Here is a 14,564-nt window from a genome sequence, read left to right as displayed (position 1 = left end):
ATCAATAATCAAAAAAATGACCTATAGCTACACTAGGCCGATCAGTTGAAAATATGGATAGTGGACATGCAGGCAAGAACGCGCATTCTAGTCGTGGATGATGACGAAGAGATTCGGCAATTATTAGATGAGTACTTGACGAAGTCTGGTTTTGATATCGTCACCACCGCGGATGGCATCGAGCTATTAGCCTATTTGGAACGTAACAGTTATCCCGATCTTATTTTGTTGGATGTGATGATGCCCGGAGACGATGGTTTTACTTTATGCCAAAAAATCCGTCGTCATTCGAACGTTCCTATCATTATGTTGACCGCGGTTTCTGATGAAACTGACCAAATCATTGGTTTAGAAATTGGTGCGGATGATTATGTGGCGAAACCTTTCAACCCGCGTCAGTTAATGGCGCGCATCAAGGCTTTGCTGCGCCGGGTACAAGTCAATGATGAAAAAACAACCGATGCGCTGCCCAAACAGATTACGTTTGGTGATTGGCAACTCGATACCTTGTCACACCGAATTACACATCTAGAGCGTGCCGATGAGCATGACTTGTCGGGCAGTGATTTTGCACTACTGATGCTGTTTTTAACCCGGCCTAAGGAAGTGCTTGATCGCGATACCATCTCATTTGCTACTCGTGGACGTGAAGCGCTCCCTTTTGAGCGAGGTATCGACGTGCAACTTAGCCGTTTACGTCAGCGATTGGGTGATAGTGCAAAATACCCTCACTACATTAAAACTATGCGTGGCAACGGCTATATTCTGGCCGTTCCGGTCAGTTACGGCCATTAAAAATGACGCTAAGACGTCTCTTTTCACGCTTAAAACCCAACTCTCTTGTCTCACGAACACTGCTGCTGACTTTGTTGGCGGTGGTGATAGCGCAGGGCATTGCAACGGCGATTTGGTACAGCCAATCTAAACAAAAAGAGTTGGAAGGGATCAGTTCCGTTTCTTCTAGCATGGCAGGTATGTTTGCTTCCACCGTGACCTTTTTTCAATCACTACCCGTCAAGTATCGGCATATCGTGCTGGATCAAATTCGCAATATGGGGGGAACCCGTTTTTTTGTCTCATTCAATAAAGAGCCATTGACTGTGGAGCCGATTATCGATACGCCGCTCAAGCGAGCCTCAGTCGATGCGGTGAGGGAAGTGTTGCAACAAAAGCTCAATAACGTTGAGAGTATTCAAGTTGAATTTACTAAACCAGAACATTTGCGGTTACTAAAAAACGATATTTTTCTCAGCGACTTACCCAAGTCGTGGGCCTACCATACACTCACACTTGAACCGTTAAACCCGCCAGTGCTGGTGGTGCAAATCGAACTATCAAGCCATGAATGGGTTTACGTGGCGGCGCTACTTCCCGCTCCATACGTGAAATTGGATGACACTCTACTAAGAAAAGAGCAGATCTTATTTCTCTTTTTTTCCACCACCATTTTGTTAGCGTTGACCTACTTGCTTATGCGCCGCCAAGTTCGGCCACTGAGAAATTTAGCCAAAGCGGCGAATGAGATGAGTATGGATATTGCCCAGCGTCCCTTGCGTGAAGAGGGGGCGACAGAATTGATCACGGCGACCCGCGCATTCAATCGTATGCAGCAACGAATTCGACGTTACGTGGCCGATAGAGAGCATCTGTTTTCGGCCATCTCTCATGATTTAAAAACACCCATCACCCGCTTACGCCTAAGGGCTGAATTGCTCGAAAGCGATGTTAAGCGCGAAAAATTTAACCGCGATCTCGATGAGCTAGAGATGATGGTTAAAGGGGCATTGCAGTGCGTGCGAGATACCGATTTACACGAAAATAACAGCAGTATTGATCTCAATGAGATGATTCAGACGATTGCTGAAGGGTACAACTTAACTTGCCAAGTGGTCCATTTTACGCCTACACAGCTTGAACCGATAATCGCTAAGCCTCTAGCTATTCAACGAGTATTGACAAACTTGATTGGCAATGGCGTGAAGTATGGTCAGCAAGTGTGGGTGAAGTTGGAAGAAAATCCAGAGTGGGTGGTTATCACCATTCAAGACCAAGGCCCGGGGATCCCGATAGATAAATTAGAAGCGGTCTTTGAGCCCTATTTTCGCCTTGCCGATGATGACCAAGGCCACGGTCTTGGCCTTGGAATATGCCGAAGTATTTTACATGGACACGGCGGAGATCTCATTTTACGCAATCCAGCTCATGGTGGTCTGGAAGCACAAGTCTTTATCCCACCTACGTTAGCGGTGTAGTGTAACGCTTTCGTTACGTTAAAATTACGGTTTGTTTCAACGAAAAAAATTTTCTTTGATTAGACTAGTAGGTAAACGATCAGCACTTTAATGGTTAATAAAAGTTTGCGAATCAGGTTTGCCGAATCAAAACCAAGGAAGATGATGATGAAATTTCATAACACTCTGCTTGCTTTATCTTTCCTCTCTGTCTCTTCCATCCCTTCGACTCACGCTGGTGAAGTGGAAGTACTCCATTGGTGGACTTCCGGTGGTGAAGCCAAGTCGATAGCTGTGCTCACCGAAATGTTGGAGCAGCAAGGCCATAGTTGGAAAGATTTCGCTGTCGCAGGTGGTGGTGGTGAAAGTGCCATGACGGTATTGAAAACGCGCGCGGTGTCGGGTAACCCACCGTCGGCGGCTCAAATTAAAGGACACGATATTCAAGAATGGGCGGGGCTTGGTTTTCTCACGAACCTTAATGACGTAGCCAAACAGGGTGGTTGGGATGAAGTCGTACCACCGATGATCACCAATGTCATGAAGTGGAATGGCCAGTATGTGGCCGTGCCAGTTAACGTGCATCGCGTCAACTGGTTGTGGGTTAACCCTGCGGTACTGGCTAAAGTGGGTGCTAAAGTGCCAACCACGTTAGACGAGTTTTTTGTTGCGGGCGATAAGATCAAAGCCGCGGGTTATGTGCCACTGGCGCACGGTGGTCAACCTTGGCAAGACGCGACGGTTTTTGAAACGGTGGCGTTGAGCGTGCTTGGCTCACAAGATTACGTGAAAGCGTTTGTTGAGCTTGATATGGCTGTGCTCGCGGGCGACAAAATGGTTGACGTGTTTATCCAGTTTAAAAAAGTTCATGACTACATTGATGTTAACTCTCCGGGCCGTGATTGGAACGTTGCGACTTCAATGGTGATAAATGGTGAAGCGGCGATGCAGATCATGGGCGACTGGGCAAAAGGTGAGTTTACCGCAGCGAGCAAAGTTGCGGGTAAAGATTACCTGTGCGTTGCCGCGCCAGGTACGGCCGATCAATTTATCCATAATGTCGATAGTTTTGTCTTTTTTGAGCTAACTGATGCAGACAATAAGCAGGCGCAAAAAGCGCTAGCCGCCACGATCCTAGATCCTAAATTCCAAGAGGTATTTAACCTCAACAAAGGCTCGATCCCGGTACGCACAGATATGAATATGTCAAAATTTGACCAGTGCGCGTTGGACTCAATGGCGGCCTTTAAAGCGACGGCTAAGTCCAACAACCTTGTGCCCAGTATTGCCCATGGTATGTCGACAACCAGCTATGCCCAAGGCGCGATTTTTGATGTCGTAACGAACTTCTTCAATGATCCAAAAGCGGATCCAAAACAAGCAGCACAAAAACTAGCGAAAGCGGTGAAAGCTGCGATGTAGCCCTAACCCCCAGAGTGGGTAGGTTTTTTAGCCTGCCTGCTCACCCTCTTCTTGTAGCACACCACTTTCTGTGTGCTACTAACATAATCTGTCGGTTCTAACCAATTAGCGCGCTCTCCGATAAAGAGCTCGGGGGGAGTGCCCAAACTAGGCTTGCTGTTTGGGCGGAGGGTGCGCTTCCTTCCTGTTTCACATTTTTTCGTCATTCTCATCGCCACCCTCTGATGGATTTAGCTGGGTGTCATTTCCCACCCAAAATTCATATTCCTTGGGTCATTTTCTACCCATTTTTGCTTTCTATCATAAGATTCTATGGGTTGTTGTTAACTGAATAGCTGGTGACACCTTATGGTTACTGGCTTGTTAATTAAATGTGTCATGTTGGCTTGTTAATTGCCTTATAGAAAACAACCAGCACCCATTGATGGGGCTGATATGTTCAATCAAGGAGAATAATAATGTTAAAGCCACTGACTTTGCTGACCGCTTCCATTCTTGCTGTAACCAGTTTTAATGCGGCCGCAAATTGCGACCCCGGCGAAATCGTCATTAAATTTAGCCACGTCACGAATACAGATAAGCACCCTAAAGGCATTGCGGCTTCGCTGCTTGAAGAGCGTGTTAATAAGGAGATGAATGGTAAGGCTTGCCTACAAGTTTTCCCTAATTCAACCTTATACGATGACGACAAAGTATTGGAAGCCATGCTAAACGGCGATGTGCAGCTAGCGGCGCCTTCATTATCAAAATTTGAAAAATTCACCAAAAAATTCCGTATTTTTGACCTGCCATTCCTATTTGAGGATGTGGACGCAGTTGACCGTTTCCAAAACTCGGCTGACGGTGAAAAACTGAAAAATTCAATGACACGTCGTGGTGTGAAAGGGTTGGAGTTTTGGCATAACGGTATGAAACAGATGTCAGCCAATAAACCTCTACTCGTTCCGGCGGATGCAAAAGGATTAAAGTTCCGCGTGCAAGCATCTGATGTACTGGTGGCTCAGTTTGAGCAGCTTGGTGCAAACCCGCAAAAAATGTCTTTTGCAGAAGTGTATGGAGGTTTGCAAACCAAAGTTATTGATGGTCAAGAAAATACATGGTCCAACATTTACGGTAAGAAATTCTTTGAAGTGCAAGATGGCATTACCGAAACCGATCACGGCATTTTGGACTACCTAGTGGTGACATCGAGCAAGTGGTGGGACAGCCTACCAGCCGATGTGCGTGACCAGTTCGCGACCATTTTAAAAGAAGTCACTGAAGCGCGTAATGCGGAATCAAATAAAGTCGAGCTCCAAAATAGACAATATGTATTGGAAGCCGGAGGCGTGATCCGCACTCTCACACCTGAACAGCGCCAGCAATGGGTTACAACGCTGAAGCCTGTGTGGCAGAAATTTGAAAAAGACATCGGTTCAGATTTGATTGAGGCAGCGCTGGCTTCAAACAAATAATCAGCCTCCAACCCCACCTTGTGTGGTGGGGTTGGACTCAACGCGTTTATTGCTCGTCTCATTGATAACTAACCTGAAGCCGTGCGGTGACCTTGAGTCAATTCCGATAATTACTATGAGAGCGATGTATCACATGGAACACTCTTTTTTCTCTAAAGTCGGCCGATTTACCGATGCGATTGAAGAAATGCTGATTGCATTCTTCTTGGGCTCGATGACCTTATTAACGTTCGTTAACGTTGTTTATCGCTATGTTTTTAACGGCAACATTTTATGGGCATTGGAATTAACCGTGTTCATGTTTGCATGGATGGTACTGGTTGGTGCGTCCTATGGGGTAAAGAAACACTTTCACATCGGAGTTGATGTGGTCATTAACATGGTGCCTGCAACCATGCGAAAAGTGTCTGCACTGATCGCGGTGGCTTGTTGTTTAACCTTTTCTATTTTACTGCTCATCGGTTCGTGGAATTACTGGTATCCGTTTGCGACTGAGCGTGCTTGGTATGAAACCGACGATATTCCTATGCCGGAAATGCTGCAATTTCTCTCCGATTGGCTCAATGAAGGGGAGCGCTATGAAAAAATGCCGCGCTTTATTCCATACATGGCATTGCCTATCGGAATGGGATTACTCACTTTTCGCTTTTTACAAATCGCCTATCAAATTCTCAGCGGTAAGTTAGACAGAATGATTTCTGGCCATGAAGCCGAGGAAGATCTTGAAGCGCTGAAAGCGGAAATGGCACAAGTGAGCGAGACCATATTAGAGCCGAACCGCGAAGCGACCCCGCCTATTGATTCTCGCAAGGAGCGTTAATTCATGGATATTTTACTGCTGTTTGTTATGGTCATCGGCTTTATGCTAGTCGGTGTACCCATTGCTATCTCGCTCGGATTATCCAGCGTTCTGTTCCTACTTTGGCACTCCGATACTTCTTTAGCGTCAGTGGCTCAAACCTTGTTTAACGCTTTTGAAGGCCATTACACTTTGCTTGCGATTCCATTTTTTATTTTGGCTTCCAGCTTTATGTCAACCGGAGGTGTGGCAAAACGCATTATCCGTTTCGCTATCGCTATGGTGGGTTGGTTTCGGGGAGGGCTGGCGATTGCTTCGGTAGTGGCCTGTATGATGTTTGCAGCGCTGTCAGGTTCTTCACCGGCGACAGTGGTGGCGATCGGCAGTATTGTTATTGCTGGAATGGTCAAAAATGGCTACAGCAAAGAGTTTGCCGCTGGGGTTATTTGTAATGCTGGCACATTGGGCATCTTGATCCCACCTTCGATTGTGATGGTCGTGTACGCAGCCGCGACCGATGTATCGGTAGGGCGCATGTTTTTAGGCGGTGTGATCCCAGGTTTATTAGCGGGTTTGATGCTGATTGTTGCTATCTACATTTTTGCACGAATTAAAAACCTGCCGAAACAACCTTTTGTGGGTTGGAAAGAAGCGATCTTCGCCGCCAAAGATGCCAGCTGGGGTTTGTTGCTGGTGGTGATCATTCTCGGCGGGATTTACGGTGGTATCTTTACGCCAACCGAAGCGGCTGCGGTGGCAGCGGTATACGCTTTCTTGATTGCCAATTTTGTTTACAAAGATATGGGGCCTTTCGCCGACAAAGAAAATACCAAACCTGCCTTGGTCAAAATCGTGCAAGCCTTTTTCCATAAAGATACGCAAGCGACTTTGTTTGATGCAGGCAAACTGACCATCATGCTGCTGTTTATTATCGCCAATGCATTGATATTGAAACATGTTCTGACCGAAGAGCGCATTCCGCAAATTATTGCTGAATCGATGCTTTCCGCCGGTCTCGGGCCTATAACATTTTTGATTGTAGTCAACATATTACTGCTACTTGGTGGTCAGTTTATGGAGCCATCAGGGCTGCTGATCATTGTTGCTCCATTGGTCTTCCCCATCGCCATCGCACTCGGTATTGACCCCATTCACCTTGGGATCATGATGGTGGTGAACATGGAAATAGGGATGATCACACCGCCCGTCGGGTTAAACTTGTTTGTCACCGCAGGGGTAGCCAAAATGTCGATGATGAATGTGGTGAAAGCGGCGCTACCGTGGGTGGCGATTATGTTCCTATTTTTGATGATTGTGACCTACGTGCCTTGGATTTCCACTTGGTTACCAACCACCTTAATGGGGCCGGAAATCATCACTAAGTAACCAAAATGCTGACCTGAAATTTCTATGGCTGCGGCATGTTATTAGAGCTCTATATTTTATAGAGCTCTTTGTCTAATCCGTAACGCTGCATTTTGTCGTACAACGTTTTACGCGGTACGTTGAGCCTTTCCATTGTTTCATTGATACGCCCACCACACTCAATCAATGCTTGTTCGATCACGGATTTTTCAAATTCGGCCACTTGTTCGACTAAATGGGTGGGTAATTTTTGTGATGGCTCGCTGTCGTCTAACTGAGCCAGTTTCCCCAATAGCACATAGCGCTCTGCGGCGTTGCGTAGTTCGCGCACGTTTCCCGGCCAGTCATGGCTGATTAAGCGCTGCATTTCAGGTTGAGAGAGTGCGGTTGCCGCTTTACCGTAACGAGCCGCGGCCACTAACAAAAAGTGATGGAAAAGCGCAGGAATATCCTCTTTACGTTGGCGAAGTGGTGGAATATCTAATGTGACAATGTTTAAGCGATAGTAGAGATCTTGACGAAAGGTGCCTGCTTGAGCTGCTTGCTTTAAATCGACTTTTGTTGCGGCTATGACTCGAATATCCAGAGGGATCAAGGTGTTGGACCCAACACGTTCAATGACTCTTTCTTGCAATACGCGTAATAAACGAATTTGTGCCTGCATCGGCATTGATTCAATCTCGTCTAGAAATAAGGTGCCGCCTTGTGCGTGTTCAAATTTGCCAATGCGTTTGGTTTCAGCGCCAGTAAAGGCGCCTTTTTCATGGCCGTAAAGTTCACTTTCTATCAAATTTTCAGGCACTGCGCCGCAGTTCAGTGCGACGAAATTGAGCTCGCGGCGAGAACTCTGCTCATGTAACGAGCGAGCAACCAGCTCCTTTCCTGTGCCAGTTTCGCCAAACAGTAGAATGTCAGCCTGAGTGTCGGCGACATGAGTGATGGTGTCCCTTAACGCTTGGATGTTGCCAGTATTACCGATAATGCGTGGTCCAAGAGTTTGGCTCGCTTTTAAGCTGCGTTTTAGCTGCTGATTTTCTAACGTTAAGTGGCGTTTTTCTATCGCGCGGTGGATGGTTTCTATCAAGCGTTCAGTAGCAAAAGGTTTTTCGATAAAATCGTATGCGCCATCGTGCATCGCTTGTACGGCCATCGAAATATCGCCATGTCCTGTGATCAAAATAACAGGGACCTCAGCATCTTGATGATGAATCGAGTTGAGTAAGCTCTGGCCACTGAGGCCAGGTAAGCAAATATCGCTCACCACCACAAGAGGCAGCCCGTCTGCTTTGGCCGCCAGTAAAGCTTCTTCCGCACTCGAAAATAACCGCGCTGTGAGGTCGGCGAGCTCGAAACTTTGCGCAATGGCGATACGGATATCCGCCTCATCATCGATAAAAAATACATCACACATTGGTTGTCCTTAACTGCTTTTTATCTTTAAACCATACTTTCTCTGTAAATCACACGCTTGGCGTAACGATCGGTAGAGAGACTGAAAATCGCGCCCCACACTGCGGTGAACTGGCCATCGTTAACTCACCGTCCATGCTTTGTATTATCTGCTGTGAAATCGACAAGCCTAAGCCTAAGCCATTTTTTTTCGTGGTGAAAAACGGTTCGAAAAGATGGGCTATTTTTTCTTGTGTAATTCCCGGGCCGTTATCATCAATATGGATCAACACTTGAGAGGCTTTGCACTCAGTGCTCAAACGAACGCATTTTTGATGCTGTTCCTCAAGGGCCTGCATCGCGTTGGTTAGCAAGTTAATCAAGACTTGTTCTAGTTGGATTGGATTGACACGCACCCAAAGATCCATCGCGGGTAATTCCATCTCAAACTGAATCAAATTCGATTTAAATTGCGGTTGCATCAACTCTTTTGTCGACAAAATAATCGGTAATAATTGCGCGTTCACTTTCTCATCGGTGTTACTTTTTCGCGCAAACGATTTGAGCTGTTCACTGATTTTAGCCATGCGTTCGGTGAGCGCTGAAATGCGAGTCAAGTTGTCATCGGTCCGTTCCGGCTTACCATTGGCTAAAAAACGCCGCCCATTGTCGGCAAAACTGCGGATAGCGGCCAGTGGGTTATTCAGCTCGTGACTAATACTGGCGGACATTTGCCCAAGCACAGCCAGTTTCGCTGCTTGGATCAATTCATCTTGAGTTTGGCGTAACATGCTCTCTGTTTTACTTCGCTCCGCAATTTCCGCGTGCAGTGCAGAGGTTCGCTCCATCACCAGAAACTCTAATTTTTGTTTTGCTTCAGACTGTAACTGTTCGATTTGGCGCTGTTTGAGCTGGCGGTGATGAACCAGTAATAGCCCTAAGTAGACGATGGCAAACAGCATGCTGTTGATCAGAGTAAATCCAAAGCTATCCCAGAAAATGTTTATTTTGGGCGATAAAACCCGAATGTTTAGCCCGATACTGGGCAGCGGTTTGGTTGAAACGATGAAATCGCCTTTAATCCAAGTTTGATAAGGATTTTCCCATTCGGCAACGGATGCGCTGAAATCGCCGATCAATCCGAGTGAGCGAATGGAGGTATCAAGATATTGGCGGCTATTTTGAACCGCAATTCGATCGCTTTCGCTCAGCATGGCAACACTTTTAAACAGCCACTCCGGTTGGCTGGACATGAAAATAATGTTGTTGCTGTCGGTGGCGACAAAATAGCTTTGTTTGCTCTGCCAGTTTTCCTCAATCGCGGAAAGATCCATCTTCACTACCACTACGCCAATGACATCCGCGGCATAAACGATAGGGTAGGAGTAGTAATATCCTCGTTGCCCCGATGTTGATCCTAACGCAAAATATTGGCTCTCTTGCCCAGTTATGGCCGTTTTAAAGTAAGGCCGCCAAGCGAAGTTTCGGCCAATAAATGAATGAGTGAGGTGCCAGTTGCTTGCTGCGATCGTGTTGCCATATTGGTCGATGAGGTAGGTGTCAGCGGCTTGAATCACTTCATTGACCTGTTCTAAATAGCGATTAGTGATTTCAATTTGGGCGCTATTGCTGGGGCTGTGTAAAGCGTCAATGAGTTCTTTATCTTTGGCTAGCAATCTTGGGATATGTGCATATTTATCAAGTTTTGTGGTGATGTGGCTAGAGAATCGCTCTAGCTGAGCTTGATGTTCAATCAATAAACTTTGATAGTTGTGCCGCCAAACAAAATGCGCCCCAGCCGCGGTAGATAAAAGGAATAACGTTACAAAAATAAGGTTTACTCGGCGAATATGTAGCATCCTTTCTCCATGTTCAGCGGCGCGACAAGGGCAGTTCTTTTGCGAGAGATATCCATTTTTGCAAGTGATAATGCTCCCAGCATTGACTCATAATTCTACTGGTTTTCCTTTGGGTGATGTTTAAAAAGAGCGCAATTGTGGGGTGCAAAACAGGAGCAAGATCTCTTTTTACGCTTTTGGGGTAAAAAAAGCCTCGATTCCCTTGAAAAAGCCTTTATTGTCCCCATTTCAAAACTGTGCTTTTTCACGTTGGTGGAATTTTTAGCACTTAGAAAGCAATTTAGGGTACGGAATCATCTCTCTGCGGTGATTGGCTCGACAGCACTGATTCTGGTCGGTAGAATGTCGCGTCTAAATTTTCTGTCCTGAGACTAATCAGAGATACCTTTTGTGATGCATTAGAGTCTCTAAAGATATCGCTTATTAGTCCAATATTGGGTCTTTTGGCCAATGTTGATGCTGGTTTTAATATAAGTGTTCGGATAGAGCACAACACAAGGATGCAGCCAAGCACAAGGCATCGCCTAAGTTGCGGCTCATATTGCTCAGAAATACTGGGCCAGTTTTGAGGTTTATAAATAATGCAAGTTACTGTTGAAACGCTAGAAGGCCTAGAGCGCCGTCTGAATATTACTGTTCCTGCTGCTAACATCGAAGATGCAGTTACAAAAGAGCTACGCAATATCGCTAAGAATCGTCGTTTCGATGGTTTCCGCAAAGGCAAAGTGCCTTTGAAAATGGTTGCGCAAATGTACGGTAAAGCGGTACGTCAAGACGTCATGGGCGAAGTGATGCAACGCCACTTCATTGAAGCTATCGTAAAAGAGAAAATCAACCCAGCAGGCGCACCAACATTCGCACCAGTTTCTATCGAAGAAGGCCAAGACCTTGTTTTCAATGCAACTTTTGAAGTATATCCAGAAGTTGAGTTAAAAGGTCTAGAAAACATCACTGTTGAAAAACCAGCGGTTGAAGTGAAGGAAGAAGACGTTGCTGAGATGCTAGAAACGTTACGCAAGCAACAAGCAACGTGGAAAGAAGTAGACGCAGCTGCGGAAGCGGGTTCGCGCGCGACGATTGATTTCGTTGGTTCTATTGATGGCGTTGAGTTTGAAGGCGGTAAAGCTGAAAACTTCCCTCTAGAAATGGGTGCAGGTCGCATGATCCCTGGTTTTGAAGACGGTATCGTTGGCAAAACCAAAGGTATGGAATTTGAAATCGACGTTAACTTCCCTGAAGATTACCACGCGGAAAATCTAAAAGGTAAAGCGGCGAAATTCGCAATTAAAATCAACAAAGTTGAAGTGCGTGAATTACCAGAGTTAAACGACGAGTTCGTTGCCAAATTCGGTGTCGCTGAAGGTGGCGTTGAAGCGCTGAAAGCTGAAGTTCGCAAGAATATGGAACGTGAACTTAAGCAAGCAGTAAAAAACCGCATTAAAGAGCAAGCGATTGAAGGTCTAGTAAAAGAGAACGATATCAATGTTCCTTCTGCACTGATCGATCAAGAGATCGACGTACTGCGTCAACAAGCTGCGCAACGCTTTGGCGGTAACCCAGAAGCCGCCGCTCAACTACCACGTGAATTGTTCGAAGAACAAGCAAAACGTCGCGTAGTGGTTGGCCTACTTCTTGGTGAAGTGATCAAGTCTGAAGAGCTAAAAGCTGACGAAGATAAAGTGAAAGCATTGATCGAAGAGATGGCAACAGCGTACGAAGATCCAGCTGAAGTAATGGCATACTATTCTCAAAATCAGCAAATGATGAACAACATGCGTAATCTTGCTCTAGAAGAGCAAGCAATCGACGCGATCATTGCTAAAGCACAGGTTTCTGAAAAGGCTGTTAGCTTCAATGAGCTAATGAACCAGCAACCTGCTTAATAAGCAATATGTAGCGTAGGTGGTTGACTACAGGTCAACTATTCTGCTAACAATGGTCCGTGTGATACCCATCATTCGGGCCATTTATTTTAGGGACATAACAATATGAGCTACCAAGAAAAAAACGCAATGTCGCCAATTTTTGACGCGCTAGTACCCATGGTGGTTGAGCAGACTTCCCGCGGTGAGCGCTCATACGATATTTATTCTCGCCTACTCAAAGAACGAGTGATTTTCTTAACGGGTCAAGTTGAAGATCACATGGCTAACCTTGTTGTAGCGCAGCTGTTGTTTTTAGAATCGGAAAACCCTGATAAAGATATTTTCCTCTACATCAACTCGCCAGGAGGTAGTGTGACTGCTGGTATGTCAATTTATGACACCATGCAGTTCATCAAGCCGAATGTTAGCACTGTTTGTATGGGCCAAGCTTGTTCAATGGGAGCATTCCTATTGGCTGGTGGCGCTCCGGGGAAACGTTATGTGTTGCCTAACTCACGCGTGATGATTCATCAGCCTTTAGGTGGTTTCCAAGGCCAAGCTTCGGATATCCAGATCCATGCTCAAGAGATCCTTACCATCAAGCAAAAACTCAACAAATTGCTTGCTGAGCATACAGGCCAACCGCTTGAAGTTATCGAGCGTGATACCGACCGTGATAACTTTATGTCTGCTGACCAAGCTGTGGAATACGGTTTAGTCGATGCAGTCTTGCGTCACCGCGGCGAATAACAGTTCTCAGAATTGTTTAACGCATTTTGGCGTAATTTGAGTTACACTCAGACGATTAAAAGTAAAGGCTAAGAGGTTAGCGAATGACAGACAAAAGCAAAGAGAGCGGTAGTAGTAAACTGTTGTATTGCTCTTTCTGTGGCAAAAGCCAGCACGAAGTTCGCAAGCTGATCGCCGGTCCTTCTGTTTACATCTGTGATGAATGCGTTGATTTATGTAACGACATCATTCGTGAAGAGATTAAGGATGTTCTGCCAAAAAAGGAATCTGAGGCGTTACCTACGCCGCATAAGATCCGTGAACATCTTGATGACTATGTGATTGGCCAGGAACATGCAAAAAAAGTGCTCGCAGTGGCCGTATATAATCACTACAAGCGTTTACGAAACGGTGATAAAACGAGCGATGGGGTTGAGTTAGGTAAGAGTAATATTCTTCTTATTGGCCCAACAGGTAGTGGTAAAACACTGCTTGCAGAAACATTAGCTCGTTTCCTAGACGTACCTTTCACAATGGCAGACGCCACCACATTAACTGAAGCAGGTTATGTCGGCGAAGATGTTGAAAACATCATCCAAAAGCTGCTGCAAAAATGTGATTATGACGTTGCAAAAGCGGAACGTGGTATCGTCTACATCGATGAAATTGATAAGATTTCTCGTAAAGCAGAAAATCCGTCAATTACCCGAGATGTCTCAGGTGAAGGGGTTCAGCAAGCGCTGTTGAAATTGGTGGAAGGCACTATCGCTTCGGTTCCGCCGCAAGGTGGCCGTAAGCATCCACAACAAGAGTTTTTACAGGTAGACACATCTAAAATCCTCTTTATCTGTGGTGGTGCATTTGCGGGCCTAGATAAAGTGATTGAACAACGTGTTGCGACAGGTTCAGGTATTGGCTTTGGTGCGGAAGTTCGTTCTAAAGATGAAACCAAAACTATCGGTGAGTTGTTCAATCAAGTAGAGCCTGAAGATTTGGTAAAATATGGGTTGATCCCTGAATTTATCGGTCGTCTTCCCGTAACGGCTACCTTGACAGAGCTGGATGAAGAAGCACTGATTCAAATCTTGTGTGAGCCGAAAAACGCGCTGACGAAACAGTACGCAGCCTTGTTTGAGTTAGAGAACGTTGACCTAGAGTTTCGTGAAGACGCATTGCGCGCCATTGCAAAAAAAGCAATGAACCGCAAAACGGGCGCACGTGGTTTACGCTCAATATTGGAAGGTGTACTACTCGAAACCATGTATGAACTGCCATCGGTAAACGATGTCAGTAAAGTGGTTATCGATGAATCAGTCATTAATGGTGAATCACAACCGCTACTAATTTACAGCGGAAATGAGAGCCAAGCGGCTGGCGCAGAGTAAATCTCAATCAGAAATATTTAAAGGAGGTAGCAAATACCTCCTTTTTTTTATTCTGTTATTGAATCC

Annotated in this window: 11 protein-coding genes; 9 read left to right on the top strand and 2 right to left on the bottom strand. The window is 45.7% G+C overall.

Features of this window, described 5'->3' with window-relative positions:
- Window positions 1-66 precede the first annotated feature (66 nt).
- The 6 genes from AACT23_RS08575 to AACT23_RS08550 all read left to right on the top strand — a co-directional run bounded on the left by AACT23_RS08575 (window position 67) and on the right by AACT23_RS08550 (window position 7,292).
- Complete coding sequence (locus AACT23_RS08575; RefSeq protein WP_026028047.1) at window positions 67-795, top strand: response regulator; 729 nt, start codon at window positions 67-69, stop codon at window positions 793-795.
- A gap of 2 nt (window positions 796-797) precedes the next feature.
- Window positions 798-2,252 (top strand): ATP-binding protein, encoded by a 1,455-nt coding sequence (locus AACT23_RS08570; protein WP_088732168.1) that lies wholly within the window; start codon window positions 798-800, stop codon window positions 2,250-2,252.
- A 147-nt stretch (window positions 2,253-2,399) separates the two neighbouring features.
- A complete protein-coding gene (locus AACT23_RS08565) occupies window positions 2,400-3,653 on the top strand; it encodes an ABC transporter substrate-binding protein (RefSeq protein ID WP_094129470.1) in 1,254 nt (417 codons plus the stop codon).
- A 458-nt stretch (window positions 3,654-4,111) separates the two neighbouring features.
- Window positions 4,112-5,107: a TRAP transporter substrate-binding protein gene (locus AACT23_RS08560; RefSeq protein ID WP_017044592.1), complete on the top strand. Its 996-nt coding sequence runs from the start codon at window positions 4,112-4,114 to the stop codon at window positions 5,105-5,107.
- A 133-nt stretch (window positions 5,108-5,240) separates the two neighbouring features.
- Window positions 5,241-5,927, top strand: coding sequence for a TRAP transporter small permease (locus tag AACT23_RS08555; RefSeq protein ID WP_094129675.1), 687 nt, complete (start codon window positions 5,241-5,243; stop codon window positions 5,925-5,927).
- Between the two features lie 3 nt (window positions 5,928-5,930).
- Complete coding sequence (locus AACT23_RS08550) at window positions 5,931-7,292, top strand: TRAP transporter large permease (protein ID WP_013857190.1); 1,362 nt, start codon at window positions 5,931-5,933, stop codon at window positions 7,290-7,292.
- 49 nt (window positions 7,293-7,341) lie between these two features.
- Here the strand turns inward: AACT23_RS08550 and AACT23_RS08545 are convergent, their stop codons facing one another.
- Window positions 7,342-8,682, bottom strand: coding sequence for a sigma-54-dependent transcriptional regulator (locus AACT23_RS08545; protein ID WP_094129467.1), 1,341 nt, complete (start codon window positions 8,680-8,682; stop codon window positions 7,342-7,344).
- Between the two features lie 49 nt (window positions 8,683-8,731).
- Window positions 8,732-10,519 carry a sensor histidine kinase gene (locus tag AACT23_RS08540; protein ID WP_094129464.1) on the bottom strand — a complete coding sequence of 596 codons (1,788 nt, stop codon included), beginning with the start codon at window positions 10,517-10,519 and terminating at the stop codon, window positions 8,732-8,734.
- Between the two features lie 581 nt (window positions 10,520-11,100).
- On the opposite strand from AACT23_RS08540, the gene tig reads away from it, so the two are divergent.
- From tig to clpX, 3 genes are all read left to right on the top strand, one after another.
- Window positions 11,101-12,402, top strand: coding sequence for a trigger factor (gene tig / locus AACT23_RS08535; RefSeq protein WP_013857186.1), 1,302 nt, complete (start codon window positions 11,101-11,103; stop codon window positions 12,400-12,402).
- A 105-nt stretch (window positions 12,403-12,507) separates the two neighbouring features.
- The gene (gene clpP / locus AACT23_RS08530) at window positions 12,508-13,134 is read left to right on the top strand and encodes an ATP-dependent Clp endopeptidase proteolytic subunit ClpP (RefSeq protein ID WP_010317461.1); all 627 of its coding nucleotides are present in this window, start codon (window positions 12,508-12,510) and stop codon (window positions 13,132-13,134) included.
- 83 nt (window positions 13,135-13,217) lie between these two features.
- The gene (gene clpX, locus AACT23_RS08525) at window positions 13,218-14,498 is read left to right on the top strand and encodes an ATP-dependent protease ATP-binding subunit ClpX (RefSeq protein ID WP_013857185.1); all 1,281 of its coding nucleotides are present in this window, start codon (window positions 13,218-13,220) and stop codon (window positions 14,496-14,498) included.
- Window positions 14,499-14,564: the final 66 nt, after the last annotated feature.

The sequence above is a fragment of the Vibrio sp. V09_P4A23P171 genome (genome assembly GCF_963875615.1).
Classification (GTDB): domain Bacteria; phylum Pseudomonadota; class Gammaproteobacteria; order Enterobacterales; family Vibrionaceae; genus Vibrio; species Vibrio anguillarum.
The sequence above is the reverse complement of the archived record's forward strand: the minus strand, read 5'-3'. Positions and strand labels throughout refer to the sequence as shown.

Coding starts and splice junctions, on each gene's coding strand:
- AACT23_RS08565 (WP_094129470.1), top strand. CDS start 2,400: ATGAAATTTCATAACACTCTGCTTGCTTTATCTTTCCTCTCTGTCTCT.
- clpX (WP_013857185.1), top strand. CDS start 13,218: ATGACAGACAAAAGCAAAGAGAGCGGTAGTAGTAAACTGTTGTATTGC.
- AACT23_RS08575 (WP_026028047.1), top strand. CDS start 67: ATGCAGGCAAGAACGCGCATTCTAGTCGTGGATGATGACGAAGAGATT.
- AACT23_RS08555 (WP_094129675.1), top strand. CDS start 5,241: ATGGAACACTCTTTTTTCTCTAAAGTCGGCCGATTTACCGATGCGATT.
- tig (WP_013857186.1), top strand. CDS start 11,101: ATGCAAGTTACTGTTGAAACGCTAGAAGGCCTAGAGCGCCGTCTGAAT.
- AACT23_RS08550 (WP_013857190.1), top strand. CDS start 5,931: ATGGATATTTTACTGCTGTTTGTTATGGTCATCGGCTTTATGCTAGTC.
- AACT23_RS08560 (WP_017044592.1), top strand. CDS start 4,112: ATGTTAAAGCCACTGACTTTGCTGACCGCTTCCATTCTTGCTGTAACC.
- AACT23_RS08540 (WP_094129464.1), bottom strand. CDS start 10,519: ATGCTACATATTCGCCGAGTAAACCTTATTTTTGTAACGTTATTCCTT.
- AACT23_RS08570 (WP_088732168.1), top strand. CDS start 798: ATGACGCTAAGACGTCTCTTTTCACGCTTAAAACCCAACTCTCTTGTC.
- clpP (WP_010317461.1), top strand. CDS start 12,508: ATGAGCTACCAAGAAAAAAACGCAATGTCGCCAATTTTTGACGCGCTA.
- AACT23_RS08545 (WP_094129467.1), bottom strand. CDS start 8,682: ATGTGTGATGTATTTTTTATCGATGATGAGGCGGATATCCGTATCGCC.